At 69.8% G+C, this 17,049-nt stretch carries 14 protein-coding genes and 1 other RNA gene; 7 read left to right on the forward strand and 8 right to left on the reverse strand.

Features of this window, described 5'->3' with window-relative positions; translation table 11 throughout:
• Positions 1–37 precede the first annotated feature (37 nt).
• Positions 38–508: an SsrA-binding protein SmpB gene (gene smpB / locus ACPPVS_RS04845; RefSeq protein ID WP_426594899.1), complete on the forward strand. Its 471-nt coding sequence runs from the start codon at positions 38–40 to the stop codon at positions 506–508.
• Positions 505–2,379, forward strand: coding sequence for a DUF2207 domain-containing protein (locus ACPPVS_RS04850; RefSeq protein WP_426594900.1), 1,875 nt, complete (start codon positions 505–507; stop codon positions 2,377–2,379). The genes smpB and ACPPVS_RS04850 overlap by 4 nt, the downstream gene beginning before the upstream one ends.
• 8 nt (positions 2,380–2,387) lie before the next feature.
• On the opposite strand, the gene ACPPVS_RS04855 is transcribed toward ACPPVS_RS04850, so the two are convergent.
• Positions 2,388–6,062 (reverse strand): glycosyltransferase, encoded by a 3,675-nt coding sequence (locus tag ACPPVS_RS04855; RefSeq protein ID WP_426594901.1) that lies wholly within the window; start codon positions 6,060–6,062, stop codon positions 2,388–2,390.
• Positions 6,063–6,152: 90 nt separating this feature from the next.
• Between ACPPVS_RS04855 and ACPPVS_RS04860 the strand changes: the two genes are divergently transcribed.
• Complete coding sequence (locus ACPPVS_RS04860; protein ID WP_426594902.1) at positions 6,153–7,208, forward strand: ATP-dependent DNA ligase; 1,056 nt, start codon at positions 6,153–6,155, stop codon at positions 7,206–7,208.
• Here the strand turns inward: ACPPVS_RS04860 and ACPPVS_RS04865 are convergent.
• Complete coding sequence (locus ACPPVS_RS04865) at positions 7,175–7,825, reverse strand: TetR/AcrR family transcriptional regulator (protein WP_426594903.1); 651 nt, start codon at positions 7,823–7,825, stop codon at positions 7,175–7,177. The two genes, ACPPVS_RS04860 and ACPPVS_RS04865, sit on opposite strands and share 34 nt — an antisense overlap.
• Before the next feature lie 94 nt (positions 7,826–7,919).
• Here ACPPVS_RS04865 and ACPPVS_RS04870 point away from each other — a divergent pair, with 94 nt between their 5' ends.
• From ACPPVS_RS04870 to ACPPVS_RS04885, 4 genes are all read left to right on the forward strand, one after another.
• Positions 7,920–8,498 carry a TIGR03086 family metal-binding protein gene (locus ACPPVS_RS04870; protein WP_426594904.1) on the forward strand — a complete coding sequence of 193 codons (579 nt, stop codon included), beginning with the start codon at positions 7,920–7,922 and terminating at the stop codon, positions 8,496–8,498.
• Between the two features lie 104 nt (positions 8,499–8,602).
• Complete coding sequence (locus tag ACPPVS_RS04875) at positions 8,603–9,856, forward strand: S1C family serine protease (protein ID WP_426594905.1); 1,254 nt, start codon at positions 8,603–8,605, stop codon at positions 9,854–9,856.
• 81 nt (positions 9,857–9,937) lie between these two features.
• Positions 9,938–10,305, forward strand: a transfer-messenger RNA (tmRNA) gene (gene ssrA / locus ACPPVS_RS04880).
• Positions 10,306–10,381: 76 nt separating this feature from the next.
• Positions 10,382–11,581, forward strand: a complete 1,200-nt coding sequence (locus ACPPVS_RS04885) for a tyrosine-type recombinase/integrase (RefSeq protein WP_426594906.1) — start codon at positions 10,382–10,384, stop codon at positions 11,579–11,581.
• 34 nt (positions 11,582–11,615) lie between these two features.
• Here ACPPVS_RS04885 and ACPPVS_RS04890 read toward each other — a convergent pair whose 3' ends face one another.
• The 6 genes from ACPPVS_RS04890 to ACPPVS_RS04915 all read right to left on the reverse strand — a co-directional run bounded on the left by ACPPVS_RS04890 (position 11,616) and on the right by ACPPVS_RS04915 (position 16,177).
• The gene (locus ACPPVS_RS04890) at positions 11,616–12,323 is read right to left on the reverse strand and encodes an AbiV family abortive infection protein (protein ID WP_426594907.1); all 708 of its coding nucleotides are present in this window, start codon (positions 12,321–12,323) and stop codon (positions 11,616–11,618) included.
• Positions 12,324–12,462: 139 nt separating this feature from the next.
• Positions 12,463–13,272, reverse strand: coding sequence for a nucleotidyl transferase AbiEii/AbiGii toxin family protein (locus ACPPVS_RS04895; RefSeq protein WP_426594908.1), 810 nt, complete (start codon positions 13,270–13,272; stop codon positions 12,463–12,465).
• Positions 13,235–14,284 carry a type IV toxin-antitoxin system AbiEi family antitoxin gene (locus tag ACPPVS_RS04900; RefSeq protein ID WP_426594909.1) on the reverse strand — a complete coding sequence of 350 codons (1,050 nt, stop codon included), beginning with the start codon at positions 14,282–14,284 and terminating at the stop codon, positions 13,235–13,237. The genes ACPPVS_RS04895 and ACPPVS_RS04900 overlap by 38 nt, the downstream gene beginning before the upstream one ends.
• 127 nt (positions 14,285–14,411) lie before the next feature.
• Positions 14,412–15,296, reverse strand: coding sequence for a nuclease-related domain-containing protein (locus tag ACPPVS_RS04905; protein ID WP_426594910.1), 885 nt, complete (start codon positions 15,294–15,296; stop codon positions 14,412–14,414).
• Positions 15,297–15,344: 48 nt separating this feature from the next.
• A complete protein-coding gene (locus tag ACPPVS_RS04910) occupies positions 15,345–15,653 on the reverse strand; it encodes a helix-turn-helix domain-containing protein (RefSeq protein WP_426594911.1) in 309 nt (102 codons plus the stop codon).
• Between the two features lie 26 nt (positions 15,654–15,679).
• A complete protein-coding gene (locus tag ACPPVS_RS04915; RefSeq protein WP_426594912.1) occupies positions 15,680–16,177 on the reverse strand; it encodes a hypothetical protein in 498 nt (165 codons plus the stop codon).
• Positions 16,178–17,049 lie beyond the last annotated feature (872 nt).

The following is a 17,049-nucleotide window of genomic DNA, read 5'->3' on the forward strand; positions in this document are numbered from 1 at the left end:
GGGTGCCGACGAGATCTGGGAACGAGGTTCGACCACCGTGGCCAAGGAGTCCGGGCGCAAGCTGATCGCCTCGAACCGCAAGGCACGCCACGACTACGTCATCGAGGACGTGTTCGAGGCCGGTCTGGTGCTCGCCGGCACCGAGGTCAAGGCCCTGCGCATGGGCCGGGCCTCGCTGGTCGACGGCTGGTGCGAGGTGACCAACCACGAGCTCTGGCTCGAGGGCGTGCACATCCCCGAGTACAGCCAGGGCACCTGGACCAACCACGCACCGCGGCGCAAGCGCAAGCTCCTGCTGCACCGTGACGAGATCGACCGGCTGGAGTCCAAGACGCGCGAGAAGGGGCAGACGATCATCCCGCTGTCCCTGTACTTTCTCGATGGACGGGCCAAGGTGGAGATCGCCCTGGCGCGCGGCAAGCGCGAGTACGACAAGCGCCAGGCTCTGCGGGAGAGGCAGGACAACATGGAGGCGACGCGCGCCATGCGCGAGAAGCGCGACCTGTGAGGGCGCGTGCCGGCGGTGTCGTGCTGGCCCTCCTCCTCGGACTCGTCGCTCTCGCTCTGCCAGCATTCGCTCTACCGGCCATCGCGGCGCCCGACCAGACCAGCGGTCGGGAGATCACCCGGTACGACGTCACGGCGGCGGTCACGGCCGGCGGCGTCACGACCGTCGACCTCGACTTCGACTTCGACTTCGGCGACGACCCGGGCCACGGCCCGTACCTGACATTCCCGACGCGGGTCTACTACGACGACCAGCACGACCGGCTGTTCACGTACTCGAACATCTCGGCGTCGAGCTCGACCGGCGCACCGGCGCAGGTCAACCAGGAGACATCCGACACCGCGCTGACCCTGCGCATCGGCGACCCGGACGTCGGCGACGTCTCCGGCGTGCAGACCTACCACGTGCAGTTCACCGTGGACGGCTGGCTGAACCCCGCGAACACGCAGCACTCCGGCGACGAGCTGTACTGGAACGTCATCGGCCCGGGCTGGGACGTCCCGATCGGCGGCGTCACGGTGGCGGTCACCGGCCCGGCCGCCGTGCAGGACGCCATCTGCTTCGCCGGCCCCAACGGCTCGACGACGCCGTGCACGTCGGTCGACCCGGCCGGCAACGGCGCCACGTTCACCCAGGACCTCCTGCCTGTCGGCAACGAGCTCACCACCGTCACGGGCTGGCCGGGCGGGACGTTCACCGGGGCGGAGCCGAACCTCGTCGCGAAGCCCGACCCGCTCGCGCCGGTGCAGCCCGTCTCGCCGCTGGGAATCGCCGCCCTGGTCGTCCTCGTCGTCGGCGTCTTCTACGCGGTCCGACGCGTCCGCCGGGCCGGCCGCGACCAGGCGTACCTCGGTCTGACACCCGGCCTGCGGCCCGCCGACGGGCAGCCCGGCAACACGGGGTACCGGGACAAGCGCGGTCCGGTGTCGGTGCAGTTCGAGCCGCCGAAGGGCATGGTGCCGGGCGAGGTGGGCACGCTCGTCGACGAGCAGGCGGACCCCGTCGACGTCACCGCGACGCTGGTGGACCTCGCCGTGCGGGGGTGGCTGCGCATCGAGGAGGTGCCGCGGTCCGACCCGAACAAGAAGGCCAAGGACTGGACCCTGGTGCAGCTCAAGAACCGCGACGGCACGCTCCTGCCGTTCGAGGACACGCTGCTGACGGAGATCTTCTCCGGGCGTACCACCGTGAAGCTGTCGGACCTGCGGACCACGTTCGCCGCGTCGATGGCCAAGGTGCAGGACGGCCTCTACGACGACGTCACCTCGAAGGGCTGGTTCCGCGCCAACCCCAAGTCCGTGCGATCGACCTGGAAGGTCGCCGGCATCGCGCTCGTCGTCGTCGCCGGGATCCTCGGCTTCCTCGCCTTCAACGCGCTCTCCGACGTGCGCGGCAGCCTCCTGATCCCGATCGCGATCGGGATCATCGGCCTCTCGGTGCTCGCGATGTCCAAGGCGGCGCCCGCTCGGACCGCCGACGGCACGGCCGCGCTCGCCGAGTCGCTCGGGTTCCGCCGGTACCTGGCGACCGCCGAGGCCAACCAGCTGAAGTTCGAGGAGGGCGAGGACATCTTCAGCCGGTACCTCCCCTACGCGATCATCTTCGGCCTGGCGGACCGCTGGGCGCGCGTGTTCAGCGAGCTCGCCGCCCAGGGACGCACCATGTCGCAGCCCACCTGGTACGTCGGGGGCTACTACCCGGGCGCCAACATCTACTGGGCGTCCGCGTTCGCCAGCTCGCTCGACCGCTTCTCCAGCATCGCCACCGAGTCCATCTCCGCCCCCACGCCCGGCTCGTCCGGCGGCTCAGGGTTCAGCGGCGGCGGTTTCTCCGGCGGCGGTGTCGGCGGCGGTGGGGGTGGCGGCTGGTAGTCCCCGAGTCAGGCCTGCAGCGACGGGTTGACGTCACGTCGCAGCGGCCCGGGCAGGTGCCGGTTGATGCGGAGCGCGGCCTGGGTCGCGCGGGGGTGGTCGAGGAGCATCAGCCCGCGGCGTCGGCGCATGGTCATGGGGCCGAACTCGGCGACACCCCGGACGGTCGTGGCGATCTCCCGAGCCAGGCCGTAGTCGCCGGTCTGCAGCGCCGCGGAGTAGTCGGCCAACGTGTTCTGGAACATCCGCGGGACCACGAGATCACGCACGTAGTAGCGGCGCATCCGAACGTCGTCCGGCACCTCGTCGGCCAGCTTGGCCAGGTAGCGCAACCGGCTCGCCCGGAACCGGGCGCCGGCCGACGAGCTGGAGGGGTGGACGCGGAACTTGGTGAGCGGCTCGCGGACGAAGGCGGAGCGCCAGCCCGCGCGGAACAGCCGGACGAACAGGTCGTCGTCCTCGTAGCCGACGAGGTCTTCGTCGAACCCGCCGACCTGGTGGAAGGCGGACGCCCGGATCAGCGAGGCCGACGGCAGGACCATGAGGTCGGCCGCGAGCAGCTCGAGCAGGTTGCGGTGGGGGTGGGACAGGCCGGCCGTCTCGATGTACGAGTGGGTCACCGTCCGTCCGAGGTGGTCGATCTCGTCGAAGTCCGTGTAGGCCCAGCCCACGTCGGGGGAGCGCTTGTACGCACGGACCAGGCGCGCGAGGTGTCGCCGATGCCAGAGGTCGTCCTGGTCGAGGAATGCGAGCAGCTCCCCGCCGGCCAGGGCGGCCGCGGTGTTTCGGGCGGCGGACTGGCCGCCGTTCTGCCGGCGGACCACCCTGAGCGGGACCGGGGACTCGAACGCCTCCGCGACGGCGGCCGAGGCATCGCTCGATCCGTCGTCGACCACGATGATCTCGGTCGGCAGCAGCTCCTGTCCGACGATCGAGCGCAGGGCCGCCTCGACGTAGCCCGCGCCGTTGTACACCGGCACGATCGCGGTCACCGTCGGCGCGGCGGACGACGCGCGGGCGGGTGCGAGGTCGATCGTCGTCTCGGCCGGCAGCTCATCGTGTGCCACGGACGGGAGCACGCGGGCCGCCGGGGCAAGTCCGTCGAGCGGGTAGCGCCGTGCCAGCTCGGCACTGACCGCTGCGTCGAGCGGCCAGTCGACGGAGGCCGCGCTGTCGTCCACCTTGCGTGCGGCGATCCATGCGCCGGAGTGGCCGCCGAGGCTCGGCATGGTGATGGAGTCGGCGCGCCACGCGGCGCTCGGGACGACTGCTGCGGGGCCGAAGAAGCCCGAGTCGACGTGCTCGAATCCGGTGGTGGGGCCGAAGAGCTGACGCAGGCCCTCGTCGGACATCCGCCAGAAGTCGTTGGGCTCGGCGTGCGTGGGCCAGGTCCAGGGCACGACGTGCACGCTGAGCCCGCCCGTCTGGAGAACGCGGGAGATCTGGGCGGCAACCAGCCAGGGGGCCGCGACGTGCTCCAGCAGGCTGGCCGACACGACGGCCGCGAAGTGGTCGTGCGGGACCGCGTCGGCGAGCCGATGCACGTCGGCGACGACGTCCACGCCGAGGCCTGGATGGATGTCGACGGTCACGACCTCGCGCCCGCCCAGAGCGGCGAGCCGGGTGTCGAGCACCTCGGACGAGTCCGCCCGGAACCCCAGGGCCAGTACCGGTCCCGGGGGCGCGACCGCGACCATGCGGGCGATCACTTCGTCGGCCCGCTGCGGCTCGTCGGCGCGGAACGGCAGCGTGTGCCCGGGCAGCTCCAGCGGGACGACGTGGTCGCCCTGCCCCGTGTGGAGGTGGAGCGTGATCGGCGAGTGCGGGCTCGCCGGCACGTACGCGGCGAACCCGGCACTCGTCACGTCGGGCAGGTCGGGCCAGTGATTCAGGAGGTCGAGGCGAGGACGTGGGTCAGCCGCCACGGTGACGTCGCCCACCTGCACCGAGACACCCGACACCGGGACCGCGCCCGCGTGCGCCCAGCCCTCGAGGTAGACCCCGGAGGCGTCGCACCAGTAGACGTCGAGGGCGTGGTGGGCGACGCCCGCCGGATGAAGCGCGGGCGTCGGCTCGTCCACCGCGCCCTGGGCGACGGCGAGGGTGATGTGGTGACGCGCGGAGGCAGCCAGCGCGGCGGCATGTGCGTCGTCGGCCGGCTGCTGCTCGGCGGCGAGGGCTGCGTGCGTGAACCAGCTGCGGGCGGCGACAGCGTCGCCCGTGTTGAGGGACCGGATCCCGAGCGAGAAGAGCGCGTCCAGAGCCGCCGTGCGCGCGGCAGGGTCGCCATGCACGAGCCGGGGCGCTGTCCGCGCGACGACGTCGGCCAGGTCTCCCGTCTCCTCGAGCGCGCCGCGAGCGACGATCTCGACGAGCACGCGGCACTGGAGCGCCGCGACCCGGTCCCGGCCGGCGAGCGTGCTCGTGTCGACCAGGTCCCCGAGCGAGAGTGCGAGCGTCGACGCCTCTGTCGGTCGGACGCGAGCCAGCGCGATGGCGCGGTGGGCGCCCGCCTGGAACCGGAGGTCGATCGAGTCGAGGTCCAGGGGGGAGTGGTGTGCCGCCCACGCCTCGACGGCAGCTCCCGCCAGCTCGAAGCAGGTGGCAGCGCGTGCGGCGTCCTCCCGGTGCAGCAGGCACGTCATGCCGATCGCGAACGCCGCGCCCGCGAGGTGCGGGAGCGCGGCCGGGTCCGCGAGCAGAGCCTCCGGGTCGTCGAGGTCGATGTCGTGCCTGGCGCGAAACATCGACGTGACAAGCGGGATCGCGTCCTCCGCCTCCGCGAAGGCCCCGCGGCTGGTCAGCGCCCGCAGCCAACGCACCGCCATACCGCCGGCGAGCGCCGAGCCCGGGGCGGCCGACCTCGCGCGGGCGGCGTAGTAGTCCTCGAGGAATGCCGGCGTCGTACCGCGCTCCCAGGTGGGCGGGAGGGCTTCGGGGTCGTTGCTTGCCAGTGCCAGCAGCGTGCCACGTTGCCGGACCACGTCGACGAACGCGAAACCCGCACGGATCAGCAGGTCGTGCAGTCCCTGCCGGCTGGCCAGCACGGTGTGGTACCACGGGCTCAGCGCGGACAGCACCTCGGCCGCGGGCTCGTCGGGGCTGACGATCTCGGCCGCCGGCGTGGTGAGCAGCACGGTGCCCGTCGGGGTCAGCCGCCGTCGCAGCATCTCCGCGAACCGCTGTGGCTCCGGCACGTGCTCGATCACCTCGCTGGCGAGCACGAGGTCGAACGGCTGGTCGATCGGCGTCTCGTCCGTGAGGTACTCCTGCAGGATTGTCACGCCGAGCTCCTGCGACCCCCGAGCCGCGGCCATCGAAGGCTCCACGCCGAGCACGTCCCAGCCGAACGCGAACCGCCCGAGGTCGAGCGAGAACCCGAAGTTGCACCCGACGTCGAGGAATCGCTTGACGCGTCCCGGCGGGACGGCGACCAGCGTCGCCGCGATGACGCCCAGCCCGACCCCGCCCTCGAGGTAGGCGTCGACGGTCGCGTCGTTCGGCGACGAGTCACGGGCCTCGTCGACGAGGTCGATCGACCCGCAGGCCGGGCAACGGACGATCTCGATGGCGTCCTCACCGGGTGCGTTCACGAGACCCAGGAGGGCGGCGTCGGACGGCGTGCCGCAGACCTTGCACGAGAGGGGCCGCTGCCCGTCCTGCCAGGTGACCGTCGTCGACACATGACCCCCCGTGGATTTGCGTGCGCGCGACGAGCGTACCGGCGCGCGTCACGGCTGCGGACGGCCCGCCGGCGCGTCACACTAGCGCGCATGGTGCTACCCGTCGTGCCCCCGGTCGACCCCATGCTTGCCAAGTCGGTTCCGACGATTCCCGCCGGCAAGCTGTACGAGCCGAAGTGGGACGGCTTCCGCGCGATCGTGTTCCGCGACGGCGACACCGTGGAGATCGGCTCGCGCAACACCAAGCCGATGCAGCGGTACTTCCCGGAGGTCGTCGCCGCGGTCCTCGAGCACCTGCCGGAACGGTGCGTCGTCGACGGCGAGATCATCGTGCCGTCGTCGTCGCACACCGGGCTGGACTTCGAGGCGCTGCTCCAGCGGGTGCACCCGGCGGAGTCGCGGGTGCGTCTGCTCTCCGTCGAGACCCCTGCCCGGCTCGTGCTCTTCGATCTGCTCGCTCTTGACGACGAGGACCTGACGTCGCTTCCCTTCTCTGCGCGCCGAGCGCGGCTGGAGGGCATCGTGCGCGGGGACGGACCGGTCTCGGTGACCGCCCAGACGTCCGACCTCGCCGTGGCCGAGCGGTGGTTCTCGCAGTTCGAGGGTGCCGGGCTCGACGGGATCGTCGCCAAGGACCCTGCGTCCCTGTATCAGCCGGGCAAGCGGACGATGCAGAAGATCAAGCACGAGAGGACCGCCGACTGCGTGGTGGCGGGGTACCGGCCGCACGCGTCCGGGCCTGATGCTCTCGGGTCGCTGCTGCTGGGGTTGTACACGGCGGACGGCGTGCTCGCGTCCGTCGGGGTGGCGGCGTCGTTCCCGATGGCGCGGCGTCGGTCGTTGGTCACCGAGCTCGCGCCGCTGGTGACCACCCTGGACGGCCATCCCTGGAACTACGCCGCCGAGGGGCGGACGCCGCGCGAGGCCGAGGGCAGCCGCTGGTCGCGCGGCAAGGACCTATCGTTCGTCCCGCTCGAGCCGTCGCTGGTGGTGGAGGTGGCCTACGACCACCTGGAGGGCGACCGCTTCCGCCACACCACCCAGTTCCGTCGCTGGCGCCCGGACCGCGACCCGTCGTCGTGCACCTACGCCCAGCTCGAGGAGCCGGTCAGCTACGACCTGGCGGACGTGCTGTCGGCGGGCTGACGCGGCACCCATCGGGCACCGAGCTCGCCGGCCGTCGGGGCGTCCTCCGGGAGCGTCGTCGCGGACGGCCTCAGGCCCTCGAGCTGGATCTCGACGTAGCGGCGACGCAGCGCGGCCGTGCGGTCGGCGTCGCCGAGCCGGATCGCGGTGAGCTGCTCCCAGATCATCGCGAGGTCCTGCGGATCGAGGTCCTTCCTGACGGTGCCCGCGTCCTGGGCGGTGCCGAGGATCTGCTCGGCCAGCCGCCCGGACGCGGCCGCGAGGTCGCGGTGCTCGTCGGTGGGCACGAACCGGCCGGCCAGGTTGACGGTCAGCCCGTGCACGTCGGCTGCGACGATCCTGCGGACGAAGGTCGCGAACGCCTCCCACGGGTCGTCGAGGGCCTGCGCCGCGTGCGCGATCGCGAGGTACTCCTGCAGCCCGTCGAGGCAGAGCTGGGCGAGCAGGGCCTCCTTGCTGGGGTAGCGGCGGTAGAACGCGCTGATGCCCACGCCGGCGGCCTGCGCGACGGTGGACACGGGGGCGGTGGGGTCGGCGGTCAGCACCGCCCGGGCGGCCTCGAGGATCATGACGTCGTTGCGCGCGGCCTGCCCGCGTCGTCCGCTGAGCGCTTCCATGTCGGCGACCCTAGCACTTGAACGGAACGTACCGTTCCGCTAGTCTGGTCTCAGACGGAATGAAACATTCCGTTCCCGACCTGGAGGTCTTCCCATGAGCTTCGACGTCCTCGATCGCGCCCACGCCGCCCTGCGGGCCACGACCGCCGGCCTGACCCCGGCCGACCTGACCCGGCCGACGCCCTGCGAGCACTGGGACGTGGCCCAGGTGCTGCAGCACGCGGCGGGCGACCAGCGCGCGTACGCGTTCTTCCTGACGGGTTCCGACGGGCCGACGGCCGACCCGTTCGCGCCCGACGGCGTGCTCGACGCGACGCCGCTCGACCTCGTCGGCCCCGCCATCGACGCGAGCTCGCGCGCCTATGCCGCCGTGGACCCCGACGGCACGGCCGCGACCCCGCTCCCGCAGGGCGTCCTGCCCGCCGCCACCGCCGCCGGCGCCGCCGCCCTCGACGCGGCCGTGCACGCCTGGGACATCGCGATGGCCGTCGGCCAGGACTCGCCGCTCGACGACGACCTCGCCGCCCTGATCCTGCCGACGGCGCGAGCCCTCGTCGAGCCGCTGCGTCAGTGGGGTGCGTACGCCGCCGAGGTCCCGGCGTCCTCGTCCGCGGAAGGCGCCGCCGCGGAGCTGCTCCGCTACCTCGGCCGCGACCCGCACTGGACTGCCTGACTTCCACAGGTTTCTCTCGGGCAAGGCCCAGGGGCCTTTCGGGTGAACGCGGTTCTGTAGTCCTAGCAGCCACCACCGAGGTGGCGATCCGGGAGGTCAGGACCATGGACGAGAACACCAGCACCGCAGAACCGGCAGCTTCTGCCTCGACCGGGCTTCGTCGCCACCGGCTGCTCCTGGGTCTGGCCGGCGGCACCCTCGTGCTCGGCCTCGCCGCCGGCGCGGGCACTGCCTACGCGCTCGACGGCCGCACGGCGACGTCCGCCACCGCCTCCGGGACCTCCGTCCAGGGCGCGTCCTTCTTCCCGCCGGGGTTCGGGTACTCGGACCAGGGCGGCTCGGGCTCGGGCTCCGGTTCCGGTTCCGGTTCCGGTTCCGGTTCCGGTTCCGGTTCCGGTTCCGCGCAGGGTTACGCGGGCCAGGGCGGCTCCTCCGCCGACGCCCAGACCCCTGCCGTCGCGGCGTCGTCCGACCAGACGGTCGGCATGGTCACCATCGACACCGAGCTCAGCTACCAGGGCGCGGCCGCCGCCGGCACCGGCATGATCCTGTCGTCCGACGGCCTGATCCTCACCAACAACCACGTGGTGGCGGGCTCGACCTCCATCCAGGTCACCGACGAGTCGACGGGCCAGAGCTACACGGCCAAGGTCGTCGGCACCGACGCCACCCACGACGTCGCCCTCCTGCAGCTCCAGGGTGCCAGCGGCCTGACGCCGGTGACCCTCGCCAAGGACAACGGCGTCACCACGGGCGACACCGTCACGGCGATCGGCAACGCCGCGGGCACCGGGGACCTGGTCGCTGCCGCGGGCTCCGTGCTGGCCACCGACCAGAGCATGACCGCGACCGACGAGTCCGGCTCGTCCCCGGAGACGCTCAACGGCCTCATCGAGTTCTCGGCGGCCGTCGTCGCCGGCGACTCCGGCGGTGCGCTGATCGACTCCCAGGGCGAGGTGGTCGGCATGACGACCGCAGCCTCCACCAGCCAGTCGTCGACCGTGACGGCCTTCGCCATCGACATCTCCGACGCCCTGGCCATCGTCATCCACATCGAGCAGGGCTCGACCGCGAACGGCATCGTCCAGGGCTACCCGGCGTTCCTGGGTGTGTCCCTGACCGGCGACGGCACGGCCACGCTCCAGGGCGTGGTCGACGGGACGCCCGCCGCCCAGGCCGGCCTGGCCGCCGGCGACACGATCACCTCGGTGGGCGGCAAGGCGGTCTCGAGTTCCGACGAGCTGTCCGCGGCGATCGCCGCCTACCAGCCCGGCGACAAGGTGGCGTTCGCGTGGACCAGCGTCGACGGCTCGGCGCACTCCGCGACCGTCACACTGATCCAGGGCCCGGCCGCCTGACGCGGGTATCTGCACGACCTGGAGGCGGCAGGGCACTAGACTGGGCTCTGTCGCCCTCGGGCGGTCTTGATAACTGAACATGGGGGTGATCGGTTTCGACGGTGATCGTCGAACCAGGAGAAGCGGGTCGAGGACGCACGGTTATCTCGTCAACGCTCCGTGCAAAACCATAGGTGCCGATTCCAACCGCACCGACTTCGCCCTCGCCGCCTGAGCGAGCCCCGAAGTCCGTTGGCCTGAGTACGCTCTCGACTCAGTAACCAGCGTCATCTAGAGAGCCACTGCTGGAAATCCTCGTCGGTGGGATTTCCGGGACTTTTAGCCGACTGAGCCCGTCCACGTACATGCCTGTGTGAGCGTGGGGGCCGAGAAAATCACAGCAGGCTGCACCCGGAGAATCCCTGGTACTGCGTCACCGGACGCGGGTTCGATTCCCGCCACCTCCACTGCTCTGACCTGCGGAAACGTTGGTCTTGTTGACCAGAAGTAGCCATCCGTTGACTCGGGTGGCTATTTTTGTTTCCCATGGCGAGCATTCGCGAGCGCCGGCGAAGCGATGGCACGAGGGCCTTCGCCGTATTGTGGCGCGACCCATCTACTGGGCGCCAGACCTCGCTGACTTATGACGATCTTCGCGATGCGACGGTGGCTCGTCAGCTCATCGAGGCCGCCGGCGGGCACGCCCTCGAGGCGGCGCGGATCGCCGAGGGGATCCGCAAGACCGGACCGACCGTCGATGACGTCATCTCCGAGCACATCGACCTGCTGACGTCCGTTGGGCCAGACACCCGCAAGCACTACCGGACGCAGCTTTCGGCACACATCAGCCCGACGCTCGGCCCGTACCCCGTCGCCGCGATGACCTACCGGCACATCGCCGGCTGGGTGAACGCGATGTCGGCGAAGGGGCTCGCGCCCAAGACCATCGCCAACGTGCACGGGCTGTTCTCCGCCGCTATGACGACCGCCGTGCGGCTCGGCTACCGCGACGACAACCCGTGCGTCGGCGTGGAGCTGCCGAAGTCGCAAGCAACGCACGACGATATGACGGTGCTCACGCGCGACGAGTTCTCGCTGCTGCTGTCGAAGGTGTCGCCGTTCTACCAGCCGCTGGTGCTCACGCTCGTCGCTACCGGGCTTCGCTGGGGCGAGGCAACGGCGCTGACTGTCGCCGACTTCGACCTCACCACGTCGCCGCCGACGATTCGGGTGACGAAGGCGTGGAAGCGGGACGCCGATCGACACTGGTACGTCGGGCCGCCGAAAACGCGGCGGGCGCGACGGACGGTCTCGTTGCCCGACGACCTCGTCGCCGTGCTGGCACCGGTCGTAGCTGGCAAGGCGCCCGGTGCGCTCGTGTTCACGAACACCGTCAGGTCGCAGCTGTCGTCGTCGCGGTTCTGGACGCAGACATGGACGCCGGCCCTCGATGCGGCGACGAACCCATTGCTAGCTGACGGCTCATCCGATCCTGCTGCAGCGCGGATCACCAAACGGCCGCGCGTGCACGATCTCCGGCACACGCACGCGTCGTGGATGATCGCGGCCGGCGTCGACCTGTTCGTGCTGCAGCGGAGGCTCGGTCACGAGTCGATCCACACGACGACCGAGACCTATGCGCACCTGATGCCCGACCAGCAGAAATCGGCGGCGGACGCAGCGGGGCGTGCCCTTGGCGGCCTAGCTGGCTCGATGGGTACCAGAATGTCGCCACGCCAGACGTGAGTACCGCAACGGCGACTCGCCACGGCGGTCTTGGTCAATCGGGCTCATTGTCGGCAGGCAGGACGCGCGCGACCGCGCGCGCGTCATCGTTCACGCTATCGGTCAAGGGCACGCCAAGGCCTGGAAGCATGGCTTGCAGCGCTGCAAGGACGGCAATGTCCGTCGCCCCGAGCTCTTCAGCGCGGGCGGCCAGCGCTCTGGTGATTTCAGGGCCGAACTCCCAGAGAAGCGAGGCCGCTTCATCGCTATCGAGAGCGCTCACGCGGTCCCGAATCTGTGAGCCGAGGTGCCGCGCGGCAGCAATCGAGTCGGCTGCCTCAGCCTCGGTGATGTCTGCTGGTACTCCGACGCCGTCAGGCTGCCGGTCGACGTAGAAGCCGTCCATCTTTCTGGCTGCTGCCTGCTCTACAAGTGCCAAGACTCGCTCGCGGAACTCAGGGTCGAAGCTCTCGGATGGATTCAGTACGGCAGCCCAGATCCTCCCGGCTTCCAGTTTCGTCTTGTGGATCCTGGCGGCACGGTCGAACGCGACGACCTCCTCGGGCGATCCTCCCAAGTTCAAGACCGTCACGGCGTGTATGGCCTTTCCGTACTCCTCAGTCGCCAGCACCGCGATGGACAGGGCCCGTGGGAATCGCTCGTGTTCGAACAGAAGCATTGCATCACTCACGAGGTCGTCACCGTTACGAAGACAAGCTTGAGTCACGTCGAGCCAGTGCAGTGGTCCGGTGCGGGCGGTCATGAAACAGGGACTCTAGCTGCTTGAATTCGATTGCTCTGAATGTCGCGACTTGGACTGTGGGGGCGCTCTGTGTCGGTCGTTCCGTCTGGATTTGTCCACCCAAGATCCGGTGGCTGCCGCATGTCTACGGTTTTGGGCGTCATTCGTTGTTGACTTGGCCGCCAAGGCCGGAGCGAAGCGCGCGGAGAATCGCGGCGTCATCGGTCACCGAAGGCAGCATGTCTGCAACCAGTCGCGCCGCGTTGTCGTCGTCCAAGAGAGCTCGCACATGTGGCGCCTCGGAGCCCAGCAGATCGAGCATCTCGCTACCGAGGCGATAAGCCGCGGCGAGGTCGGGGTCGAACTCGTAGGCCTCGAGCAAGTCGACGCTTGTCTCGTAGAGGTCGTCGAGCAGAGCGCCGGTCGTGCCCCATCCGATGATCGTCCGCAGATCGACAGCATCTCGTCGGGTCTCGAGTCGCCGGTCCGACCACGCCATGAGCTTCAACGTGGCGAGCCCAGCAACGGACGGGACGCGTACCTCTGTGCCGCCCGGGAGTAAGACCGTGATGCTCGCCGCAAAGGCCTCGCGCAGACCGAGCGTGCTCATCCGGCTGCCGTCCCCCCAGTCGACGACGCGGCCGCTGGTCTCCAGGTCACCGAACGGCACGACGTCGACCGGCACACCCGACACAAGGAACCTGTGGCGGCGCCGGCCGACGCGTTCGAGCTCGGCTGTGAGTTGGTCAAACGCTTGCCAGGATGGAACCGCGACGGCAACGTCGACATCGGCCGTGGCTCGGTTCGGGGGCGTCCCGACGATCGCGACCGAGTGGATGTCGCGGGCCGTCGCACCGATGACCATGAGCGGGATGCCGTGGCGATGAGCCGCTGCTTGCAGCTCGGCCAGGACGTGGCTCGCGACCGCGATCCTAGAGTCGGTCGAGCGCGACAAGTCGATCGTCGACACGGCGAATCCTCTCCGCATGCTCACGCTGTCGGGGGTCGCCGGATGACACGAGGTCGGCGTAGATCAGTGGTGACGGAACGAGCGCGCTCGTGTCATCAGGTCGATGCCAGAAGCGTCGGCGCAGGAGCACCGAACCGGCGTCGTCGTCGCGGCGCATCCGGTATCGCGCGACCAGCGGCGTTGGCACCGCGTTCACGTAGAACGTCGAGGTCTCCGGGTACAGGTGAGGGTCGATCCTGCTCGCCGCGAGCTCGCCGCCGATCTGGGCTCCGTCGGCCTGGAGGTCGGCTTCGAGCTCGGGGAGTCGATCGAGGTCGGGGAGCGCGAACGACGCGATAGGTAGCTTGCGCGACAAGTTGATCGCGTAGGCCTCCGCCCATCGGTCGAGGAGCTCGCCGGCACGGTTGAGTGTCCGGCCGGCCGCGCCGTCGCGGAGGTACCCCGCCGCGGTCAGCTCATGGATTACGGTGTGGACCGTGCCGACGGCGGCATCGCTCACGGCGGCGATCTCGCGCACCGGTCTGGCGGCGAGATCGGGCCAGCTGAGCAATGCAAACACGACCATCACACCCGAGCGGGTGAACGCACGGGCAGCCGTCGCATCGCGAGGACGACCATTCGGGGCGGCCTGAGGGCGACGCCCGCGGACATCGACCAGCATGCGGTCCCACGCAAGCCGCACGTTCCCGACAGCGTCTGCGTAGTCGACGCCGCGCGCCGTGAGGATCTCGGCAACCGAGTCAGAGATGTGGCGCGCGATCAGCAGGAGTGGGCGTTCGTGCGAGAGTGCCATGGCCGTTGCGCGCCGAGGGTCGAGGTGACCCATCTTGACCTCGGTTGGGTAGGTGACCCGACCGCGGGCGCCCGCATCGAGCGTGACGTGGGTATTGGCCTCCGCGTTGCCGACTGGGGGTCGCGTAAGCATGACGGTCACGCCAACGTCGAGTAGCGCCTCGGCGACGTCCTCGAGCAAGACGTTCACTTCGACGGCGCGTTCATTCGCAGTGAACATGAGGCAATAATGAACGTGGCGTGGGTTTTCCGCAACCTCTTCGCTCCGAACGGGCTAGGCGCGGGGCAAAGCAACGACTTCGATAGACAGATCGATCACAACGCGGTCGGCCGCCTTCGACCTGCTCTCAGGCGACGGGAAACGACGCTGCGAGCGTGCGGTGGATGTCATCAACGGTCACGCTGTCGATCGGCCCAGGACTCACGAGCCGCTCCGCAGCCTTCTTGGGCCAGAGGACGTCGACGCCGTCGATCACGAACGCCCCGCCGAACAACGGCCAGTCGGCTTCGACGAAGCAGAGCATCGCGTGTACGGGCGCCTCGTCGAAACCAGCGTTGTCGAGTGCTGCACGTACGAGCGCCACCTGCTTGTGGACGCCGTCGACGAGCTTCGTGCAGTCACGGGATCCGACCACGAGCTTCGACGTGCGAGGGCGCAGGATGCCGCCTTCGACACGAAGGGTCGGGCGTCCCTTGTAGCGCTTGGCGTCGATGACGAAGACGCCCGACGGACTCACGGCGATGTGGTCGATGTTCGCCTTGGTGCGCGGAATTCGGCGATCGTGCAGGGTTCGGACGCCTCGATCGCTGAGGGTGTCGAGACGCCGGCCAAGCAGTTCCTCGCCTCGGGCGCCCGTCGCCCACGCGGTCGTGCTCTGGGGCTCGTCAGACACCGCCAGGATCACACCGCCGAGCCGGGGATAGACCTCGCGAATGCGCGTCTCGCGCTTGGCCTTGCGGCGTTCGTACTCGCGCTGGGCGGAGCTTCCTGCGGATCCGCTCTCGACGGGATCTGGTGCGGGGTCCGCCGCATCTGCGACCGCAACCACCGTTTCCTTCAGTGCCCGTTCTGCGCCGTCGGGGCATGCCAGGCAGGTCACGGTCTTCGTGGAGCGGTCGTACACGGCCTTCGTGCCGGCCTCGAGCGAAGCGCCGCATTCGCGGCATGTTCCGGCGTACCGGAGCCTCATCGTCTTCGTGGAGTCGCTCGCCGCTTCGGTTGGTGCCGCCATGCCTACGGCATCGGCTCAGATCGCCCGCTGCTCAAGTTCGTGCGGCCTTCAGTAGAGCTGTGCGTCGCCCTGGACGTGAGGCCGGCGCTGGTGCGCACGGATGGACTTCACGGTCGCGCCAAGGGCTCCGAGGTCGACCGACGCCGCGGCCGGCGGTTCCTCGTCGGGCTGGTGGCCTTCGACCGTCACCAGTCGAATGAGGGCGTCGATGTGCTCGGGCAGGAAGCGGATCTTGCCGCGGCCGAACAGGAGGTGCGGGATGCGACCGCGCCTCGCCTGCTCGCGCACCCACCACGGGGAGATGCCGAGGACTTTGGCAACTTCCTCGGGCGTCGAGGTCGTGTAGTCGATCGTCATGGCACTGCCTTTCCGAATCGGACCCCTCAGGAGGTACTCGTTGAAGAGGACGGTGGGCGAGCAAGGCTCGAATCTGTGGATGGAGCCGGTGCAGCGTCCGCGCTGTGGACGGACCGCTCGTTGTAGCGCTGTCGAGCCCCTTGGCGGCTGATCCCGAGGTAGCGCCCGATCTCGTCCCAGCTCTGACGGCAATCCCGCGCGCGATCGACTTCGGCATCGATCGCGGCGTCGATGCGGCGCAAGGCATTTCGCGCGCGGCGGCGACGCGCGACGAGCCCCAGGATCTCCGTCGCGTCGTAGTGCGGGCGGGGCACGTACATGCGCTGCGGGGCGTCGAACGGCGATGCCGGGAGACTCTGTCTTGGTTGTGTGGCCGGAAGGAGCCAGGGGCTCTCAGCTGGCTCGACAACCTCAGGGCGCACCTTGGCAAGCGATTCGTCCACGGAACGTAGGCCGACATCCAGCGCCTGGCGTGCGGCGTGCTGCAGGCCGTCACCGAAGAGGCCGAACGCGGCGCCCGGCACCGCGACGCCCGCTCGATCGGTGTGGGCAATTGAACGCGCCCGGCGTGCGCGACTTTGACTTCCCATCGTGCCTCCCGTCGTCCCTCTTGCGAGCAGGTATCGGGCGTTGGCGAGAACACGCGACGGTTTCGCGCAATCGGGAGGCCGTCACTTGATCGCTACCCGGTCGAACCTGTTGCCCCTAGGTGTGCCAGCGGGTGTGTAACACGCGAGGCGCGACGGTCGTCACGTCGGACTGCGCGACCGACGGGCCCGGGAGGGCGCTCGCGGTCAGCCGGCAAACCTTCCGGCAGGACATAGCAATCAGGGCCGACTCTTCTTGCACGCCGTGACAACCGCGGTAGCGCCCGGCGGCTCGAGCGGCCGCACCGTCCAGCGGATTCGGGCGCGGGACAAGCTGCCCCGTCGTCAGCCTGTACGACGGCCCGGCGCCGACGTCGCGAGCCGTTCGATCACGGAGCGCCGCGTTGATCGGTAGGCGTGAACGGTGCAGCCGGGTCGTGTGCTCGAACCGCGCATGAAATGGGCCATGACACATCTGGCACCAACAGCAACCGGGGTTGTCGTCAGGCCATTTGGTTGGGACACAGCGCGTGCGACCACGCGCATCCCCGCCGCCCGTCTCCACGCCTGGAGGCAGGGAGCGGCCACGCACCGGATCTACAGCCCCTTGGGGCCCGACGGCAAGGAGGGGCGCTCGCTGGACGCGATTGTGCGCTCGACGTCGGTCTTGACAGATCCACCTGTTGCTTTGGGCCCAGCTCTTGTCGAGGCGATTGCTCTCGCTGGGCACTGGTAGCAGGATGGTGGGCTAGCTAGCCGCTTCTCCGCCGCAGGTTAATTAACACATCGTGCGTTGCGGGCCTCGGTCG

It is taken from the genome of Cellulomonas sp. McL0617, assembly GCF_049994875.1.
GTDB lineage: Bacteria > Actinomycetota > Actinomycetes > Actinomycetales > Cellulomonadaceae > Cellulomonas.